Origin of the sequence: Spirulina sp. CCY15215 (genome assembly GCF_016888125.1) — a bacterium.
GTDB lineage: Bacteria > Cyanobacteriota > Cyanobacteriia > Cyanobacteriales > Spirulinaceae > CCY15215.
This window is the reverse complement of sequence record NZ_JACSWA010000421.1, coordinates 1-19,477: the sequence shown is the minus strand read 5'-3', so window position 1 is coordinate 19,477 and position 19,477 is coordinate 1. Positions and strand designations below refer to the sequence as shown.

At 40.1% G+C, this 19,477-nt stretch carries 18 protein-coding genes and 2 pseudogenes; 15 read left to right on the top strand and 5 right to left on the bottom strand.

Annotated elements, in window-relative coordinates; genetic code table 11:
* Positions 1 to 76 precede the first annotated feature (76 nt).
* Positions 77 to 641: pseudogene (locus JUI58_RS11990) on the bottom strand (thioredoxin family protein).
* Positions 642 to 967: 326 nt separating this feature from the next.
* Here JUI58_RS11990 and JUI58_RS11985 point away from each other — a divergent pair.
* The 3 genes from JUI58_RS11985 to cfa all read left to right on the top strand — a co-directional run bounded on the left by JUI58_RS11985 (position 968) and on the right by cfa (position 4,669).
* The gene (locus JUI58_RS11985; protein ID WP_204104021.1) at positions 968 to 2,032 is read left to right on the top strand and encodes a fatty acid desaturase; all 1,065 of its coding nucleotides are present in this window, start codon (positions 968 to 970) and stop codon (positions 2,030 to 2,032) included.
* A 150-nt stretch (positions 2,033 to 2,182) separates the two neighbouring features.
* Positions 2,183 to 3,280 carry a cyclic nucleotide-binding domain-containing protein gene (locus JUI58_RS11980; protein WP_204104020.1) on the top strand — a complete coding sequence of 366 codons (1,098 nt, stop codon included), beginning with the start codon at positions 2,183 to 2,185 and terminating at the stop codon, positions 3,278 to 3,280.
* A gap of 207 nt (positions 3,281 to 3,487) precedes the next feature.
* Positions 3,488 to 4,669 carry a cyclopropane fatty acyl phospholipid synthase gene (gene cfa, locus JUI58_RS11975; protein ID WP_204104019.1) on the top strand — a complete coding sequence of 394 codons (1,182 nt, stop codon included), beginning with the start codon at positions 3,488 to 3,490 and terminating at the stop codon, positions 4,667 to 4,669.
* 372 nt (positions 4,670 to 5,041) lie between these two features.
* Here the strand turns inward: cfa and JUI58_RS11970 are convergent, their stop codons facing one another.
* Positions 5,042 to 5,791, bottom strand: coding sequence for a hypothetical protein (locus JUI58_RS11970; protein ID WP_204104018.1), 750 nt, complete (start codon positions 5,789 to 5,791; stop codon positions 5,042 to 5,044).
* Between the two features lie 118 nt (positions 5,792 to 5,909).
* Complete coding sequence (locus JUI58_RS11965) at positions 5,910 to 6,461, bottom strand: hypothetical protein (protein ID WP_204104017.1); 552 nt, start codon at positions 6,459 to 6,461, stop codon at positions 5,910 to 5,912.
* A 372-nt stretch (positions 6,462 to 6,833) separates the two neighbouring features.
* Between JUI58_RS11965 and JUI58_RS11960 the strand changes: the two genes are divergently transcribed.
* The 11 genes and pseudogenes from JUI58_RS11960 to JUI58_RS11915 all read left to right on the top strand — a co-directional run bounded on the left by JUI58_RS11960 (position 6,834) and on the right by JUI58_RS11915 (position 16,643).
* A complete protein-coding gene (locus JUI58_RS11960; protein WP_204104016.1) occupies positions 6,834 to 7,454 on the top strand; it encodes a hypothetical protein in 621 nt (206 codons plus the stop codon).
* Complete coding sequence (locus JUI58_RS11955) at positions 7,399 to 7,752, top strand: hypothetical protein (RefSeq protein WP_204104015.1); 354 nt, start codon at positions 7,399 to 7,401, stop codon at positions 7,750 to 7,752. The genes JUI58_RS11960 and JUI58_RS11955 overlap by 56 nt, the downstream gene beginning before the upstream one ends.
* Positions 7,753 to 7,762: 10 nt before the next feature.
* A complete protein-coding gene (locus tag JUI58_RS11950; RefSeq protein ID WP_204104014.1) occupies positions 7,763 to 8,260 on the top strand; it encodes a hypothetical protein in 498 nt (165 codons plus the stop codon).
* A 44-nt stretch (positions 8,261 to 8,304) separates the two neighbouring features.
* Positions 8,305 to 9,672, top strand: coding sequence for a hypothetical protein (locus tag JUI58_RS11945; protein WP_204104013.1), 1,368 nt, complete (start codon positions 8,305 to 8,307; stop codon positions 9,670 to 9,672).
* Positions 9,673 to 9,900: 228 nt separating this feature from the next.
* Positions 9,901 to 10,470, top strand: coding sequence for an IS607 family transposase (locus JUI58_RS11940; RefSeq protein ID WP_239121417.1), 570 nt, complete (start codon positions 9,901 to 9,903; stop codon positions 10,468 to 10,470).
* Positions 10,467 to 10,568 (top strand): annotated as a pseudogene (locus JUI58_RS27730) (transposase); the annotation flags it as partial. The gene JUI58_RS11940 and the pseudogene JUI58_RS27730, both read left to right, overlap by 4 nt.
* Positions 10,558 to 11,283, top strand: a complete 726-nt coding sequence (locus tag JUI58_RS11935) for a hypothetical protein (RefSeq protein ID WP_239121416.1) — start codon at positions 10,558 to 10,560, stop codon at positions 11,281 to 11,283. The pseudogene JUI58_RS27730 and the gene JUI58_RS11935, both read left to right, overlap by 11 nt.
* 168 nt (positions 11,284 to 11,451) lie before the next feature.
* Positions 11,452 to 13,905: a BON domain-containing protein gene (locus tag JUI58_RS11930; RefSeq protein WP_204104012.1), complete on the top strand. Its 2,454-nt coding sequence runs from the start codon at positions 11,452 to 11,454 to the stop codon at positions 13,903 to 13,905.
* Between the two features lie 22 nt (positions 13,906 to 13,927).
* On the top strand, positions 13,928 to 14,458 hold the full coding sequence (locus tag JUI58_RS11925; protein WP_204104011.1) for a Rab family GTPase: 531 nt from the start codon (positions 13,928 to 13,930) through the stop codon (positions 14,456 to 14,458).
* Positions 14,459 to 14,473: 15 nt separating this feature from the next.
* Positions 14,474 to 15,985 carry an ATP-binding protein gene (locus tag JUI58_RS11920; protein WP_204104010.1) on the top strand — a complete coding sequence of 504 codons (1,512 nt, stop codon included), beginning with the start codon at positions 14,474 to 14,476 and terminating at the stop codon, positions 15,983 to 15,985.
* 37 nt (positions 15,986 to 16,022) lie between these two features.
* Positions 16,023 to 16,643 carry a TIGR04282 family arsenosugar biosynthesis glycosyltransferase gene (locus tag JUI58_RS11915; protein ID WP_204104009.1) on the top strand — a complete coding sequence of 207 codons (621 nt, stop codon included), beginning with the start codon at positions 16,023 to 16,025 and terminating at the stop codon, positions 16,641 to 16,643.
* 27 nt (positions 16,644 to 16,670) lie between these two features.
* On the opposite strand, the gene JUI58_RS11910 is transcribed toward JUI58_RS11915, so the two are convergent.
* Positions 16,671 to 18,311, bottom strand: a complete 1,641-nt coding sequence (locus tag JUI58_RS11910; protein ID WP_204104008.1) for an adenylate/guanylate cyclase domain-containing protein — start codon at positions 18,309 to 18,311, stop codon at positions 16,671 to 16,673.
* An 83-nt stretch (positions 18,312 to 18,394) separates the two neighbouring features.
* Positions 18,395 to 18,919, bottom strand: coding sequence for a 5-(carboxyamino)imidazole ribonucleotide mutase (gene purE, locus JUI58_RS11905; protein WP_204104007.1), 525 nt, complete (start codon positions 18,917 to 18,919; stop codon positions 18,395 to 18,397).
* A gap of 16 nt (positions 18,920 to 18,935) precedes the next feature.
* Between purE and JUI58_RS11900 the strand changes: the two genes are divergently transcribed.
* Complete coding sequence (locus JUI58_RS11900; protein ID WP_204104006.1) at positions 18,936 to 19,346, top strand: GNAT family N-acetyltransferase; 411 nt, start codon at positions 18,936 to 18,938, stop codon at positions 19,344 to 19,346.
* Positions 19,347 to 19,477: the final 131 nt, after the last annotated feature.

Below are 19,477 nucleotides of genomic sequence, written 5' to 3'. Positions count from 1 at the left end.
CTAAATAACGTAGCGATTTCTCGCTGAGTCTGGTCAGGTTAGGGCTTTTTCAAGCTCCCGCTAGAGTCCGGAGGACTTAGCGGTGAGTTCCTGACTTAATATTGCAGCCAATGCTGGGTTTTTGCTCGATAATGGCAGGGCGATCGCTTAATACGGCCTCGATCGCCTCTCGCAAGTCTTTGCCATTCACAGGGGCAGAATTACCGGGACGGCTATCATCGAGTTGTCCGCGATAAACTAAAGCGCGATCGCCATCGAAGAGAAAAAAGTCTGGGGTACAAGCTGCCGTATAAGCCTTAGCCACTGCTTGGCTTTCGTCGTAACACAAAGGGAACTTAAAGTCAAGTTCTTTGGCCATTAGTTTTAACTTATCGGGGGCATCATCGGGATAATTTTCCGCATCATTGGTACTAATGGCGACAATTCCCATGTTCGCGATCGGCGTAATCTCGGCCAATGCTTGCCAATTCTGCTTGGACGTGCTTCACAAAGGGACAATGCCGACAAATAAACATCACAAAAAGCGCTTTGCGATCGGCAAAAGTTGCTAAAGAAATTGATTGTCCGGAAACTACATCCGTTAAATTAAAATCCGGTGCTTTTGTTCCCAAGGGTAACATTGTTGATTCTGTTCTGGCCATAAGTTGCGTTCTTCCTCAAGTTTGCTCGCTAACATCTTAACGAAAATCGGTAATGGCGCGATCGCCAGCAAGTATTGAATCTAACCTCAATTCATTTTGAGAAATTATGGCCTCAAAAAAATAACTTCAATCCCTTGACAAATTGCCAAATTTATAGATGGAAAAATTGAGATTGGATTGCATGAGACGACTTGAATCAAAATACTTTCCAAATTGTAAAGAAATGTGATATAAGAGATGAAATTTCCGACTACAAAAACAGCAGTAAAGGCGATCGCCGCGATCGCACTGCAAATTTTACCCCCGACAGCCCAAATCTCTAAAATATGACAGCAGCAAAAATTCCCTCGGAATTATTAACAAAACCATTAGAAATTACAGATTTACGTTTGCGAGACATTTTAAAAACCCTACCCCGTGAGGTTTTTCAACAAGATCGACGCAAGGCATGGTTACAAGTTGCGATTAGTATTGTTACCGTTGCGATCGGTTATGCTGCCATTGCGATCGCCCCTTGGTATCTCCTACCGATCGCCTGGATCTTCACCGGAACCGCGATCACGGGTTGGTTTGTCGTCGGCCACGACTGCGGCCATCGTTCTTTTGCCAAGCGCAAATGGGTGAACGATCTGGTGGGACATATTGCGTTTTTACCTTTGATTTATCCCTTTCACAGTTGGCGCATTCTCCACAATCATCACCACAAACATACCAATAATCTTGAGGTTGATAATACGTGGAATCCGTTTAAAACCGAAGTTTACGAAGATTTACCCCTTTTGTTCAAATGGGGCTATCAGGTGACGCGAGGACGGCTGTGGTGGCTGGCTTCTATCTTACACTGGGCTTTTATACACTTTAGTTGGTGGAAGTTTGAGGGCAAAGAGCGGGAACAAGTGCGTTTTTCTGCTTTAGTTGTTATCATTGGTGCCGCGATCGCCTTCCCTACTCTAATTCTCACTACAGGATTCTGGGGTTTTGTGAAGTTCTGGCTCGTGCCTTGGTTAGGATATCACTTTTGGATGAGTACCTTTACTATCGTTCATCATACCGATCCCGATATTCCTTTTACCCCAGATAAAGACTGGCATGAAGCAAGGGCGCAATTAGAAGGAACAGTTCATTGTGAATATCCGGCATGGATTGAATTTCTCTGTCATCACATTAATGTTCATATTCCTCATCATATTTCCACGGCAATTCCTTCTTATAACTTGCGTGCTGCTCACGAAAGTATTCAAGAAAATTGGGGTCAATACTGTAAAGAAAGCCGCTTTTCTTGGCAATTAATGAAGCGCATTACCGATCGCTGTCACTTGTATAGTGATATTGAGTATTACCAATCATTTCGGGACTATTATACCCGCATGAAACTCGAGCGATCGTCTTAGAATATCTCGATATAGGGGTTTGGAGACCAAACCTCTATATCGGGTTTGGAGACCAAACCTCTATATCGGGTTTGGAGACCGGGTTTGGAGACCGGGTTTGGAGACCAAACCCCTACCAAAAAATAATCCAGTTTTTGATAATTTTTAATTATGATCGAGAAATTTACATTATTAGAAAATCTCAGTCAATCTCAGCTAGAACAACTGGAAAGGATTTGTCGGAAAAGAACCTACAAACCAGAATCTTTTCTTTTCCTTGAAGAAGAAGAACGGGATGAGATTTATTTTTTGATTTCTGGAATAGTGGGACTTTATAAGACCGATCCGAATACCCAACAACAACTAAAATTCAAAGAAATGTCAGCCGGACAAAGTTTAGGAGAAATGGCTTTTGTTGATGAATCTCCTAGAAGTTGTTCCGTTAAAGCAGAAACAGAAGTAACTGCCTATATTTTGTCAAAACAAAGAGTTATTGATACCATTCTAGAACATCAGAAAATTCTCAATATATTGTATCTAACGATTACGAAACAAGTTAACGATCATCTCCGTTCTTTAAGCGATCGCCACGTTATGACGCTGCAAAAGCAAATTGAAGAACTAGAAGAACGCAATCGTTCTGGCTATTTTTTATTCTTACTTGTTTTTGGCTTTTTTCTGGCAATTATCCTAGCAGAATTCACCGACTTTGTTCCCGATCGCAGTATAGCGGAAACAACATTGTTTAACTGGATTTATCTCATTATTGTCGGTCTTGTTCCTGCTATCCTACTATTTCTTAAAATTGACTTTCCTTTTAGAAAAGTAGTCAGTATCAAAAAAAATCTCAAAAAATCTTTAATCGATGGAATTATCTTCAGTGGTTTGGGAGTTGGGGTTATTTTTGGTGTATGTGTTGCACTCAATCCCGTCTTTCCAGAAGCAAAATTATTAGATAATTTTCTCACAATGTCTTTTGCAATAACATCGCTATTTTATATCCTTCATAGCTATATTCAAGAGTTCTTTAGAGCAGTAATACAAACTTTAGTTCAAAGATTTTTGCTCGATCGCCAGGGTTATATGTCTGTGATACTCACTGCCTTAGCCTTTAGCATCGTTCATGCTAACTATGGATTTGAAGCGATGACGGTAACATTAATTGCTAGTATTATCTTTGGTCTTGTTTATCGACGAACTTATAATTTAATCGGCGTGACCATTGTACACTTCGTACTCGGTTTGGTTTATTTTCAGTTAAGTCAATGAATAAAGTTTTTTATTTAAGTGTAGAATTATGCTTTTAAAATTAAAAACTGAACATTTATCAATTTTTATCAATTTTTATCAATTTTTCTATATTGACATTTTGAGAAAGCCTATTTTAATATTGAATGTACAAAAGCGTCAAAAGTTTGAATAGTAGATAATTTTATCGGGTCTCTACATTACATTCACATTGTTTGGAGATAAATCATGCAATCAAATTTACCCAATTTACAACCCCTCCCCTTAAATTGGCTCGAAAAAACAATTAATGAAAAACTCAAAAAATCAATTCAGACTCGTTTAGAAAAAGTTGATATTCAAATTAACGGTTCTCGTCCTTGGGACATCCAAGTTCATAATGAAAGACTATATCAGCGCGTTCTTTTACACGGTTCTCTCGGCTTAGGAGAGGCATATATGGAAGGATGGTGGGACTGTCCTCAACTCGACCAATTTTTTGTTCACATTTTGCGGGGAAATCTTCATGAGGAAGTTGCACCCAGAAATCTAAGTTCTTTATCGGAAGCGGCGATCGCAGGCATTACCAATTTACAAAGTTTAGCAAGAAGTTTTCAAGTCGGGGAAGAACATTACGATCTGGGTAATGACCTGTTTCAAGATATGCTGGATAAGCGCATGACCTACACTTGTGCCTATTGGGAAAATGCGAAAACTTTGGATGAAGCACAAGAAGCCAAACTCGATCTCGTTTGTCAAAAATTGCACCTCAAACCGGGGATGACACTTTTAGATATTGGTTGCGGTTGGGGAAGTTTAATCAAATATGCTGCTGAAAAATATGGCGTTTCCTGTGTGGGTTTGACAGTCTCCAAAGAACAGGTCAAACTTGGGGAAGAAATGTGCCAAGGATTGCCAATTAAGTTCTTATTGCAGGATTATCGAACTTTTGAGGGACAGAAATTCGATCGCATTGCTTCTATTGGGATGTTTGAACACGTTGGTTATAAGAATTTTCGCACTTTTATGGAAATGTCCAGGTGTTGTTTAAAAGAAGACGGCTTATTTTTACTGCATACAATTGGCAGTCTGAAAACAAATATGTCTGGGGAAAATTGGGCGATGAAATATATTTTCCCCAATGGTTACTTACCTTCTCTTGCTCAAATTAGCAAAGCAACAGAAGAACTACTGGTTTTAGAAGATTTACAGAATATCGGTCATCATTATCACCCAACTTTTATGGCCTATCTGGAAAACTTCGATCGCCACTGGCCAAAACTAAAAGAAAAATACGGCGAGGAATTTTATCGCAAGTGGAAGTATTTCCTTTGTTCCATTGGTGGCTCTTTTGGTGCCAGGCATTCTCAAGTCTGGCAAATGGTTTTCTCTCCTAACGGTGTCCTGCAAGGCTATCAGTCGATTCGATAACCCCCCAACTTGCTATAAACCTGAAAGTCCCCCTTTTTAAGGAAGATTTAGGGGTTCTAAAAGTCCCCCTTTTTAAGGAAGATTTAGGGGTTCTGAAAGTCCCCCTTTTTAAGGAAGATTTAGGGGTTCTGAAAGTCCCCCTTTTTAAGGAAGATTTAGGGGTTCTAAAAGTCCCCCTTTTTAAGGGGGATTTAGGGGTTCTGAAAGTCCCCCTTTTTAAGGGGGATTTAGGGGTTCTGAAAGTCCCCCTTTTTAAGAGAGATTTAGGGGTTCTGAAAGTCCCCCTTTTTAAGGGGGATTTAGGGGTTCTGAAAGTCCCCCTTTTTAAGGGGGATTTAGGGGGATCGTGTAACTAGCAATTAGTGTTCAGACCTAAGCCACTCCAACCGGACTGCCAACGATTCGCGGGGCTTTTTGTTCCAAACAAGGATGCAGTTCTTCAGGAGAGATCAATTCCGCATAGCGACCTAACATTACCTTCAATTGATGGCGATAAAAATCAGGTAATGTTTCAGATTTTCCTTCATGGAAAGCAAGAAAATTCGAGTCTGTTTTGAGTTGTGTTAGGATTTCGTGATATTTCTTTTCATGTGATTTTTCTCCTTGAGTTCGCAGCCAATGAAATATCTTAATCCGCCAATTCGGGGTACTCTGAATGCGTTTTTTCAACATTTCTGGGGACGAGACACATTGAGAAAGTTCAATCAGTTTTTCAAAATAGGTAATTGGGTCGTAATGCTTAAGAGTGAACGCCAAATAAGGGAAAGAGTAAAACGCCAATGGCATCGCTTTGAGAATGCGATCGTTCTCAAAATATTGGTCAAACATTGGCGTGCCACCAAAAGGCATGGGAATATTAAATACAGGCCAAGCAAAAGGAGTTTTTTCGATGAATCGCTTACTCAATGTAATCGGTTCCTCTCCGCGATCGCTATCCAAACCAAAAATGAGACCGACTTGAATGTAAGGAATATATTCAGAAACTTGTTTTAATTGTTCCACAACGCGATCGACTTTTTCAATCCCGCTTTGATTTTTCACCCCTGCTTTCGTGGAGTAGTCTTGCCAAGATTCAATGCCATGAATACTTAAAATACATTTCGTGTCTTGGAGTCGTTTCAATCTCGATTCATTGAGAATACTTAGGGAACATTCCATCCCATAGCGCACTCTTGATTCAGGAGGAATAGATTCCAAAACTTGAAAAACTCGCTCAAATTGAATGCCAAAATTAGGGTCGTTAAAACCCAGAACGAGATTCGGATGAAACTGAGAAATATAACGACCAGCGTTTTTGAAAAAAAGCCGCAGCTTTAATTTCTGGCATTCGTTCTTCAACAGTGGGACATTCTTCAAAAGGTTGAGCCGCAGAAATATACTGTCCGCGTTCAAATTTTCCGTCTATAATATCGGCAATAAAAGATTTATCGCAATCCCCAATAACTAAATCGAAAAAACGCAAACAGTCTACCGGAAATGCTTCGGCATGAGGTCCACCAATAACAGTAGTCGTGCCTGCTTTGCGATAGAATTTTGCTAAAGCATAAGCGAGAGGACTTGCCAAACTACAACAACCAAAGAAAACAACATCTAAATCATCGGGTAAAAGGCGAAAAGCATCACCCGCGCCATAATGCGTTGCATAAAATGTTTCGTGACCGAGTTGACGACACCAAACAGAAATCACTTGAGGAACAATACTAGCAAATTGTTTACTCAGCATAACATGGTAGACCCTATCCATCAATGATGTGGAAGGTAAGACGATAATATCTAAAATTCCAACTCTCATAGAATTGTACTGCTCCTATCTAAAGTGTTTGCAAATGAAACCAATATCGCATCTCTTGGGAGCCATTAAATTATCTTTGAAAATTGTGGCAATCATTCAATAATATACTATAATAATTATAGAAAGAATGCAAGCTAAAATTCAGTAAAGTACATTTCTATTTAATGGTTTTTAGCGATACCATAAAAATCTTACTGTTTTAGTTCATGGATTCTTTAGCGGTTATTTTTCTTGTTCAAATAAAAACAAGGAAACTCAATCCTATGGAAACAAAAAAATCCATCATTAGAGCAATTTTTGCTGTGATTTCTCGCCAGAGAGAAATGTCCTTATTTTCTGCACTTATTTTCTGTTCTTAATTGGAGATTACTTATGTTTGCAAACGATCTTGCTGGTTACTGTGATTACCATCCTAATTACTGGCAAACTCAAGCCAGAATTAATGCTTTAGTCGATCGCTTTTTATCCTTCGATATTTTAACTGCTGCTGTCACGGATCTACCGACTCAGTTTGACAATCCTCACGTGCGTCCCTGGCAAAGAGTGGCGATCGATGCCATTCAACCCGAGCAAATTATTAGCATGGATTCAGAGCAGTTTTATCGAATGTTACAAATGTTTGCAGACATAGAAGAACCCATTCGAGGATACTCCAAAGAATCGCGAGATTATACGCTAAAAGCTCATCCTCAATTTGCTCGTTTTATTGGAGGAATTTACGATGAACACGATCGAATTACAGAAGTAGGAGTTTGGGAAAAAGAAGAAAGACGACATGGACCTCTTTACAAAAGACTCTATTGCCAGTTAACCCAAAATCAATTTGAGAGTCAACCTCACTCTGTTTCAAATCATCTGATTCAAGGATCGCATTGGCGCTCATCTTATGAGCCGTATTACAACAGAATGGAGTGCTTGTGCGGGTTACATTTGGTTAATGTCTCATTGCACGGGAGAACTGCAAAAAGCGATCGCCCAAATTCTACAAGATGAAGTCAATCATTTGGCTAAATTTTGGGGATTTACGCGCTGGGAATTGCAATATTCTTTCTTTCAATGTATTCGTCACGGTACGATTGAACTGATTAAGCTCTTTTTATTTCATCGTAATGAGCGAAGCGAAACTCGTGAAGGCTCTTCTCCCGAACATTGGCAAGAAATAATTGAAACAATCTTTGCTTTTAATCGAGTTGTCGTTCAATTATATCGCTGGAATAAAACCTTAAAACCCGATCTTTTAAATGAAATATTTGGAGATCGTCAAATGCCAAAAAACTTAGTGCTTAACTGAGGAAATTGTAATGATTTACATCAAGAAAAACAAAAAAACAATTGATAGTTGTTTAGAAGATAAAAAAGCAATTGTGAGATATATATTGGCCATTATTTCTCGTCAACAAGAAATGTCCTCGATCGCCAACTATATCGCCGAAGATGTAGAAATCTATCGAGACGATCTTCCTTCCGGTGGGGGATTAATTTGGTGGTGTAGATGGGTGCGTTTTCTCCAGTTTATTGCCGATCGCAAAATGCAGGGTTTAGAACTGCGAGAAGAACAAATGATAGTAAAAGATAACATTGTCGAAGTTTTAGCGAGATGGCACGGAACAAAAAACGGTAAACCGATCGCTTCGGGAGATGTTCCCGTGCGCTATCAAATCGACGGCGATCGCGTTACGAAGATATGGTCTTATACGACAAACTACACCTTTATTCATGGCGATCTCATTGTCTATAAACCGATCTTCACTTTATTATTTCTGCGTCTCTGTATTTATTCTTGGTTGAATAAATATTAACGCTAATATCTGGGTTTCTTAACAGTTTTCAGGAGAATTGAATCATGTATCAAGAACTTTTTGCACGGGAATCAATGCCCGTAATTATCGGTACTGGTATTACGGGAATGGCAATCAGTCGGAGTTTGAGTAAGAAGAAAATTAAGCATTTGGCGATCGGTACACCTCCGCATCCCAGTCGTCCCAAGTTAGGAGAATCAATTAATGGCGAAGGAAGTCTCGATCTAGAGGAATTATTTCCCGAATTCAGTCAATACTGTTTTCCTAAGAAAAATATTGTTTTTTATACAGGAAAGCTGGTTACTCGTTGCGATCTAGATACTTCCATGAATTCAATATTTTCCGCATTTTTTAAATTGACAGGTTTCAAGGAATTTAAACACTTGTTTCATGTCGATCGCATTGGCTTCGATCTGGCACTGTTTGAAAGCGTCACTCAAAACGAACATTGCCTATTTTTAGAGCAAAAAGTAACAGATATTATCTACGATCGCGATCGCGATGAAATTCAAAAACTCCTGCTCGAGGATGGTTCTATAATTCATCCTTCTTTTGTCTTTGATGCAACCAATCACGTAAGATTGCTACCCAAAAAACTAGAGATTCCTTGCCACTTTTTCAGCCAAAAACAAAGAATTTTCTTTACTCATTATCGTCGCCCCAATTCTCAATTTTGCTGTTCCGATCGCCAAGATAAAACAGCATCTTGGTCTCACTCAACCAACTTATTAAAACTATGCCAAGAGTTAGACGGAATTGAGGGAATGGCTTGGTGTATTCCTTTAGGAAGTTATGTTTCCGTGGGGATGAGTATCAATGCAGAGAAATACGATATATCAGATCGAGAGGCGATCGCATTACTCGATCGCGCCTACCAACAAAGAGGCATTGATTATCGCCAAGATTACGCTCAAGAAACAGAAATTATTTCCGTACAAAATCAATATTTTAAACACGAACGCGCTGGGGGGACAAATTGGCTATTAGCAGGAGGAACTTACAGCCAAGTTTGGTTTCCGACGGGTTCTGGGGTAGCAACTTCTCTTTATACGGCTCGTTTTGCAGATCGCTTCCTAAAATCTCCCCAGAAAACGCGCCAACAATACGAACATTTTATGAGTCAATTTTTGCCATCTCATGACGTTCACGAACAAATTATCACCAGGGATATTGAAAATTTTACCTATCAACAAATGTATCGTTGGACAGATTCTTTGCTAACCGCGACTTTGTTAAGAATCTGTACTTACGCTCAATTTCGCAATCATAAATTAGGGGGTTTATTTGCCAAACTGGTGAAATTTTTAATAGAGTCTAAAATTTTGGAAATTAAGTTTTTCTGTAAAATCTTAGAATCTAATTTAGATCGGCAAACTGAAGATACTCATACAGAAGGATTAACTTATTTGTAGAGGCGATCGGCGCTTGCTCTCCAAACCGCGCGGGGCTTATTACGACGACGGGGGCATCAATATATGCAAACACAGGTGGTCGGCGATCGCTATATCGGCAAACTTTTTGACCACATTCGCGACAAAAATCCTCATCTCGATCATTTCCTCTTAGGCAATATCGCACGGGTATTGTAAAGTTTAACTAAATATATAGTCAAGTGTAGTCATTCATTTTAAGATATAATCATGAAACTCTCAGACTATGCCAAAAAAGCCGGAGTTAGTTATCAAACGGCATGGAGATGGTGGCAAAAAGGGCATCTAACGGGCTATCAACTGCCTTCGGGAACAATTATCATTACCGAAGAAGGGGAGAAGAAAACCGACAAAATTGCCTGTATTTATGCCAGAGTCTCCAATGCAGAAAATAAAGATAACCTTGAGCGACAAGCGGAACGGTTAAAAGATTATGCTATTGCCAGAGGCTATCAAATTTATAAAGTTGTCAAAGAAATTGGCAGTGGCTTAAATGATAATCGTCCAAAATTGGCCAAGGTTTTAACGGATTCCCATTATAATATCTTGGTAGTGGAGCATAAAGACCGTTTGGCGAGGTTTGGGACGAATTACATTGAACTCCTATTAAAAGAGATGGGAAAAACCGTTGAAATTGTCAATCATAGCGAGGACAAGCAAAATGAATTAATGGAAGATTTAATTGCTATCATTACTTCATTTTGTTCTCGTCTTTATGGATTAAGACGCTCGAAACGGAAAATCGAAAAAATCATTGCAGAATTAAGGGAGCGCTCGTGAAATTAGCCGAAAGACATATCATTAAAAGAGGTCATCGGTTTTGGGATGAGATAGATGAATTATCATGGCATTCCAAAAACCTCTACAATGCGACTAATCCCTGCTAATATTCAGCAAGGACAGATAATCCCATTACAAGGCGACAAGACTACAGCACGAGGAGTAGATATGGCTGAACTCAACAAAAAAGAAATGCGCGATCGTCTCGGAAACGTCGAGCAAATTCGCGAAATCCTTTTTGGGACGCAATTGCGGGGATACGAGCAGCAATTTGACAGAATGGAGGCTGAATTTGTTGCCTTACAACGAGAAGTGCGCGATCGCCTAGATCAAATGCAATCTTCTCTATCCTCGGAAATGAAAACAATGGCGGATTCTCTGGAGAAAAAACTGAAATATCTCAGTTTGACTACCCACGAGGAAACTACCAAGTTATGGCAAAAAATCGATCAAACCAACCAAAAACAATCCGGTACCCTCGAGGCACTCAATAAAAATTTTAATAGTAAAACCTCCGCTCTCAAGGAAGAACTCACCCAAACTCGCGAGCATTTTCAGTCTGACAGTCAAACCTTAAAGACGAAAATTTTTGCGGAACTCGAAAAATGTTTTTCCAATCTTAAAGAAAGTAAAGTTTCCCGCACGGATCTCGCAGAAGTGCTATTTGAGTTGTGCATCAAAGTCAAAGGCACAGAATTCGTTCCCGATCTCAAAGAAGCAATGGAAAGCCGACTGCAAGCTGAGTTTTTACTTCCCGATGACGACTCTGAAGAGCAAGACAGCCCCAGCAGATCGAGCTTAATGGATGAATAGACTCCCTGAATTAACGAGAAACATTAGAAAAATCTGATTTTCCCGTTTGCTAAGTGTGGCTCAAGTTATATCATTAACGCTGTATTTGCAAAATTAGGGTGCAAACTGAAAATATAGCAATCCGAGTATCAGCTTGACGCTCGGCTTCGGCTCAATTCATTGGCAGCTATGTCAGAAAACTCATCGCCTCAAAACCCCAAGGCCGAGGCGGAAGCCAAGACCGAATCTTCCCCGTCAAGCCCTCAAGATCCTGAACAGCTTGAGGGCTTGTTCAATCTGATGAGCGATCTGCAAATTGCCCTCGCAAATTCTCCCAACCCTTCCAAGCAGGGGAATTTGACGGATAAGGGAAAACGGAAACTTCCTCCCCCTCCCCCTCCCCCTTCTCTGATGAAGGCAAGAGGCAGCAGGCAAGAGGCAGCAGGCAAGAGGCAAGAGGAAGGCGGCGATCGCGAAGAACTTGAAGAATTTTTACAAACGAGCGAGGATGACGATCCTACGCCCTTGCCCCCGCTTCCTTCTGCTTTATCGGAATTAGAGGTTTCTGCACAGGAACAATTACCTTTGGCTAACCCCGAGGATGAGGGGGAAATCGTCGAAATTCAGGCCGAAACGATTGCAGAAAGTCCCAGGGAACAATTTCCCTCGGCTAAAAAATCAAGTTCTTTATCGGCATGGTTGTACGGGGAAGAAGTAGAAGAAACCGAAGAAACCGTGGAACGCTTGCGGTTACTTCTTTTGGACTTGCTTCTCGAAGAAAATCTCTCGGCCAATAATAGCAACCAAGAAGCCCCTTCTTTCAACGAAGCAACTCAGAGACAAATCGCTAAAATTGACCGGAAACTGCACGATCCCGCAACCCTAGGAAAGTTGATTTTTCCGGTGTTTGGGGAACTTTTGCGGCGAAAAATCGCCCAATCCCCCCAGGAAGTAATTGAGATTTTTGTTCCCCTCATTGCTTCGATCGTTGAGGAACGGGGTCGAGAAGATAAAGCTGCCATGAGTAAAGCCTTAGCGGGGGTTATTCCAGGGGCCCTCTCCAAACAAATTGGCGATGCTCCTGATGAAGTAATTCAAGCGATCGCTCCGGCGATCGGGCGATCGATTAAGGAACAGGTTCGCCTCGATAAAGATGCTATGGTGGATGCCCTTTATCCCGTTATTGGCAATACAATCTCCAAATACATGGGAGAAATCATCAAAAGCATTAACAAGCAGGTGGAGGATGCTTTTAGCTTGCAGGGGATTTATCGCAAATTTCGCGCTCGGATCCGGGGTGTTTCGGAAGCAGAACTGATTTTAACTCAATCGGTCCCTTTTGCAGTGCAAGCGGCTTTTTTAATTCACAAAGATTCTGGGTTAGTGATTGCTGAGGCACAAAAAGCCGATGCTCAAGCTCTCGAGGCAGATATGATGGCGGGAATGCTCACAGCAATTCGCAGTTTTGCCAGCGAGTGCGTCCCTCAAGACGGGAAAACTTCTGAATTAACTGAGGTTGATTACGAAAGTTTCCAAATTGTGATGGAAGTGGCGGGATATTGCTATATTGCCACGGTGACTCAAGGGGAGCCCCCTGCGGGTTTTTATACTAAATTGAGAAATACTCTCAGTGCTATTATTCTCAATTACAGCTATGGGGAATTGATTGATAAATATAACGGCGATCCCAGCATGATTCCTCGCGCTGTTTACGAGTTGCTGGAGTCTCTCATCAATAATCCCATTGAGGAAGTGAAAACGAAGAAGAAACGCCGACCTTTTGGCGTTTTGGCGATCGCCCTCTTTTTGTTCATTTTTGTGGGCATTCCTTGGGGTTTCTTCACTTATCGCCAGCAGGTCGCTCACGGGTTGGAACGCCAAGTGATGGCGGCTTTGCTCTCCAATTCGGAGTTAGCCTTTTATCGCATTAATGCTGAAGCTAAGAGGAAAACAGTTATTTTAAACGGACAAGTCCCGAGCGATCGCTTGCGCCAACAAGCGGAAAATATTGCGGTTTCCCTCGCTCCCAGTTGGCAATTAAGGAATGAAATCGTCACGGTAGGATTACCTACAGATCCAGATCGTCTGCGTCAAGAAATCCAGCGACAGAGTTTGGTTTTCAATCAATTACCGGGGGTAAAAATTACAGTGCGTTACGATGAAACCAAAGGAAACGTTATTGTAGAAGGAGGAATTAGCCAAAACGAGAACAGTGAGAAAATTGCGGAAACTTTTGAGAAAATTCCAGGGGTGAATTCTGTCTTGTTAACCTTGAATGAGCGACCGGTTCCCAGTCAAGAGCGAATTTGTTTCGATCGCGGGGGGATTACAATAGCTCGTCAAGAGATTAATAACAAACTTTTACCCCTCGCTGACTATCTCAAAGAAAATCCCGATCTGAAACTTCGCATTATCGGTCACGTAGATAACAGTGGAGAAGCTCAATTAACCGAAGATCTCGCACCCAGACGAGCGGTTGTGGTCAGACAAGTGTTAAGAAATGCCGGAATTGCCAGCAACAGACTGGAAACAACTAAGGGGGATCTGCAACTTCCTCCAGGGGTCACGCAAAACGATCCGCTTTGGGTCAATCGCTGCGTGAGATTTGAGGAAGTTAAAATGGCATCTACTCAGGCAAATTAAATAAATACAATCTATCAATTAAATGACAGTTATTTCTAAAAAAATGTGTATGCTGGGGGATTTTGGAGTCGGTAAAACGAGTCTGATTCGCCGTTTTGTCGAGCGTCAATTTAGCGATCGCTATCTTTCGACAGTAGGAGTAAAAATTTCTCGCAAAACTGTTCATCTTAAGGATGTACAAACCGAAAAGGAACAAGAATTAAAATTATTAATTTGGGATATTGAAGGGCATACTAAGTTTAAGAGTATTTCGCCAGCTTATTTACAAGGATCGAGCGGGGTTTTGGTGGTTGCGGATCTCACTCGTCAGGAAACTATCGATCATTTAGGCGATCGCATTCAAGAATATCGCGAAATTAATCCTCACGGCCAAGTTGCGATCGCCCTCAATAAGAGCGATTTACTGGAAGAGGAGGAAGTGCTAGAAATGAAAAATAAGTTAAATCTTCCCGAGGCTATTTTAGGGGTTTACAATACTTCCGCTAAAACCGGAAATAATGTCGATACAATTTTCCAAGAATTGGCCTATAAACTTTGGTTAACCAATTGTTGAAGGAGGAAACAGTTTATGAATCAAACTCTTAGATCAGAGATTTTTATTCCTAGTCATTTGAAATATTTTATTCTCGATGGGGAATTTAAGATTTTGGACTATTCTGAAAATCTAGAAAGTTTTTCTGAAATTCCCCAGGAATTTGGTTTAGGAAAAGATGCTCGTTTGTCTTTTCCGGAACTCATTGGACTGGAAAAAATTTTGCTGGAAATTCTCCAGGGAAAAAGAAATCAGTTTAAATTTCAAGGTATTTCTCGCACGCTTAATAATGAGAATCTTGTTTATTTAGACCTGATTTTTGAAAAAATGGGTAGTCATGCGATCGCCTTAATTGAAGATATTACGGCGATGATGAATCTCAATCAAACTTTATTTCAGCAAGTTAATGAAAATGGACTGGTTATTGCTGAGTTAACTACCAATAAAGACTATATCAATAAAATTATTTCCTCGATGGGAAATGTTCTATTTGTTACGACGCGATCGGGGAAAATAAAAACAGTCAATCAAGCAGCTAAACAATTATTTCAGTATCGTGAGGAGGAATTAATTGGCTTATCTATTGCCGAAATTATTAGTGATAGAGAAGAATTATTGGCAGGCGATCGCCAAAAATTATTAGCGGGAGAAGCGATCGAAGAGATTGAAGTTAAATGCAGGACAAAACAAGGTCGCAATTTAATTGTTGGTTTTTCTTGCAGTGTTATCCAAACTGAAAAGAAAATTCCCGCTTTTATTTATATTGGGCGAGATATTACTGAACAAAAACGAGCCGAAGCAGAAATTGAAAAAGCATTAGTAAAAGAAAAGGAACTCAATGATCTAAAGTCTCGTTTTATTTCTATGACTTCTCACGAGTTTCGCAATCCTCTTTCAAGTATTTTAATGTCTGTTGAACTGCTGGAAAATTTTGGCGATCGCTGGCCAGAAGAGAAAAAAAGCAAGCATTTAAAGCGGATCAAACAATCTACAGATACGATGACCAGACTATTAGAAGATATTTTAACAATTGGGCGAGCCGAAGCGGGTAAATTAGAAGTCAAGCCGATAAAATTGAATTTAGAAGAATTTTGTCGAGAATTAGTTGAGGAATTTCAACTCACAGCCGGTGAAAAATATCAAATTCAGTTGCAATGTTCTACCGATCTTGATTCAATTCCTATGGATGAAAAACTCCTCCGCCATATCTTTAGCAATTTACTATCAAATGCGATAAAATATTCCCCAGATGGAGGTATTATTGATTTTACAGCGATGAAAATAGCCTCGACTGGCACTAATGGAGAAAGAGAAAAGGTTAAATTTACAGTGCGCGATCGCGGCATTGGTATTCCTCCTCAAGATCGATCGCGTCTTTTTGAGCATTTTCATCGTGCTAAAAATGTTCAAGATATTGCGGGGACAGGATTGGGATTATCAATTGTCAAAAAAGCAGTTGATTTATACGAGGGAATTATTAGTTTTACCAGTGAAATCGGTGTAGGAACAACATTTCACGTAGTTTTACCAATAATTGGCGATCGTTGATAGTGATTGATATTAAATGTTCATTGATAATAAAAAAGTGGAACGTTTACTGATATTTACACGCTACCCCGAAGCAGGGAAAACAAAAACTCGTCTCATTCCTGCATTAGGTGCAGAAGGTGCCGCGCAATTACAGCGCAAAATGACAGAACATACCTTAAAACAAGCTCAAAAATTGCTTAAAATTCGTTCTCTTTCTCTAGAAATTTACTTCTCGGGTGGAGATGAAACATTAATGCAGTCTTGGTTGGGACCTGAATGGGTTTATGTTCCCCAAGCAACAGGAGATTTAGGAGAACGCATTCAAACAGCTTTTAAGCAGGGGTTTGCAGAAGGAATGGAACGTATTGTTATTGTTGGGGTTGATTGTCCAGATTTGAATTGCGATCGCCTTTCTGAAGCCTTTGAGACACTCCAGAACAATGATTTGGTTTTGGGAGAAGCAGAGGATGGGGGTTATTATTTGGTCGGTTTAAGTCGATATCTGCCTCAATTATTTCAAGATATTAACTGGGGAACTTCTCAAGTTTTACAGCAAACTTTAAAAATTGCTGAATCTTTAGGATGCGCGATCGCCAAACTACCTATTTTAGGCGATATTGACTATCCCGAAGATTTACCAATTTGGGAAAAAGCAATAATGAGTTATGAATTATGAGTTACTTTAGCAAAAATCTTGTCAAAATTAATTAATCTCGTGAGAAGGAATAGTCCGATCTCCTGAAATACGCTGCCAATGTAGGCGATAAAGTTGCAAGGGTTTCTCTTTACCTTTAACACGGACTAGAGGTAGCTTTTCTAAAGGTAAATCCTCGCGATGTTTGAGTTTATTATAAGTGCTTTGAGAAATAACAATTTCATTAGCTTTAGCAACATTACAGATACGACTGGTTACATTTGTTGTATCCCCGATCGCCGCATATTGAATCAGTTTTTTTGAGCCAATATTTCCTGCGGCAACTTTCCCTGTATTTAAACCAATATGAATAGCGATAGGTTGGCGTTTTTTTTCCGCCCATTCTCGGTTGAGACGACGGACTGCATATTGCATATCAATAGCTGCTTGAATGGCGCGATCGCTATCATCTTTTTGGGCATAAGGCGCACCCCAAACAGCTAACAACGCATCACCAATATACTTCTCTAATGTGCCTTCATAAGCAAAAACAATCTCCTCAACCATAACATTAAAATAATCATTTAACATTTCAATCACTTGACGGGGTTCCATTGTCGAAGACATTTTGGTAAAATTACTAATATCTGCAAATAATGCAGTCACTTCCGTATCAATAATTTCAAGGTGTCCTTCCTCGCGAAGTTTGCGACTGATAGCTTTAGGAAAAAAGCGTTCCATTTTATCTCGCCAAATTGCTTCTTCCTGCATTTTTTCCGTCAAGCGAGAATTATCGATCGCGATCGCGGCCTGAGTTGCCAAAGCACTCAAAAACTCCAAATCTTCTTCTGTATAGACTTTAGACTTCGACAAATTATCCACATATAATACACCAAAAACCTCTTCTCCTGTTAGCAAAGGAACGCACATCGAAGCACGAATAGCTTGAATTAAAATTGAGTCCGAACCTTGAAAGCGGCGATCTGCTCCCGCATCATCTGTTAAAATGGCATTGCCATGTTTACAAACATAATTAATAATTTTAGTGCTATAAAATTGATAATTTACAGAGATTCCCAAGCGCGAACATACAGCCTTTTGTTCTAGTTTCTTTGTCTCTTCACTAAGCAACAAAATTGCGGCGCGATCGACGTTCATTATTTGCAATAAAAGCGTCAGTATTTTGGTTAATAGCTGATCTAGATTTTCCGATGAAGAAAGTTGTTTGCTAACTTCTAACAAAATCCTTAATTTATCGACATCTCTCCGATTAACATCCTTTTGTTTGAGCCGTAAAGCAGAGGAAGAGGATTTGGTAATATCTAATATATCTTCAATGGCAACCTGATTAGTTTGCGGAGAAAATTGACGAACAATGGGCAAATCTTCACTGTCTTCTAAGTTATTTTCAGAGTTGGCAAAAGCATCAAGAAATTTAAAAACAATCGTGCCACAAATAATTAAATCGCCATGCTTGAGAGTTTGCTGTTTGATCTTTTTGCGATTTACAAATGTTCCATTCAAACTATTCAAATCTTTAGCGATAGAGCGATCGCGGTTGATAACAATTTCCGCATGATGACGAGACAAACTGTTATGTTTAATCGAGATACTATTGCTCTGAGAACGACCGAGAGTGTTCGTTCCCCACTTTAACTTAAAAATTTTTTCGTTGTTACTATTCGGACTACAGATCAGAAAATAAGACATAATCCTCGTTATTGGTTATTTGGCAATCAGTTTACCAATGACAGGCTTACAGCCAACAAACAACAAGCAATAAACAACATTTTTTAATCTAACTCTAAATATTTTTGAGGACCAATCTGTTCTAGTTTTTGTTGTTTATCGAAGACAGTTTGAGCAAGATTTTGGCGGTATTGTTGGACTTTTTCAAGAAGTTGGGGATCGTGGGATGCTAGAATTTGTACGGCAAGTAAACCTGCATTTTGGGCATTCCCGATCGCCACTGTAGCAACAGGAATTCCCCTCGGCATTTGCACGATGGAATAAAGAGAGTCCAGTCCTTGGAGATGTCGTGTCGCGACAGGTACTCCAATGACGGGTAAAGGGGTCAAAGAGGCGACCATTCCGGGTAAATGTGCCGCCCCTCCCGCCCCGGCGATAATCACCTTTAGACCGCGTTGACAGGCTTCCCGAGCATAGCTAACCATGCGATCGGGGGTACGATGGGCAGAAATGATCGCCACTTCGTAAGGTACAGAAAAGTCCTCACAGACGGCGATCGCAGCCTGCATAGTGGGTAAATCAGAATCACTGCCCATAATAATGCCAACTAATGGGGTTGTATCTTTCATCAAGGGGAGTCTCCCAGTGTTAATAGAAATTTCGCATCTTAATGATGCTCAAGTTGATGATCTTCTTCAAATGTACCAAGTTGAGTGGTGGACTCGGGGGCGAAAACGTGAAGATGTACAAGAAATGTTAAAACATTCAGATCAAGTTGTTGCTTTTTGTGACTCTGAGACAGGACAGTTAGTTGCATTTGCACGCATTCTTACAGATTATGTTTATCGGGGGTTGATTTTTGATGTTATTGTTAATCTGTCTTATCGAGGTCAAGGGGTGGGACGAAAGTTAATGGAGTCTATTCTCGATCGCCCTGAATTAGCCAAAGTTGGCAACTTTGGTTTATTCGGGATTTTAGTTTTAGGAAATAATATTAATTACCAATGCGATCGCCAACCAAATCGGATTTTAGGTGCGATCGCGATCGCCGCTTAAGATAATGACCCTGACTTTCGATCAAAAAAACTATGCGAATCATTATTTGAAACCGTATTCATAACCGTCCGCATGATAAATAATTTTGAGGTATTTAGGGTGAACATCGAAAGGTTTATTTTCTGACGTAG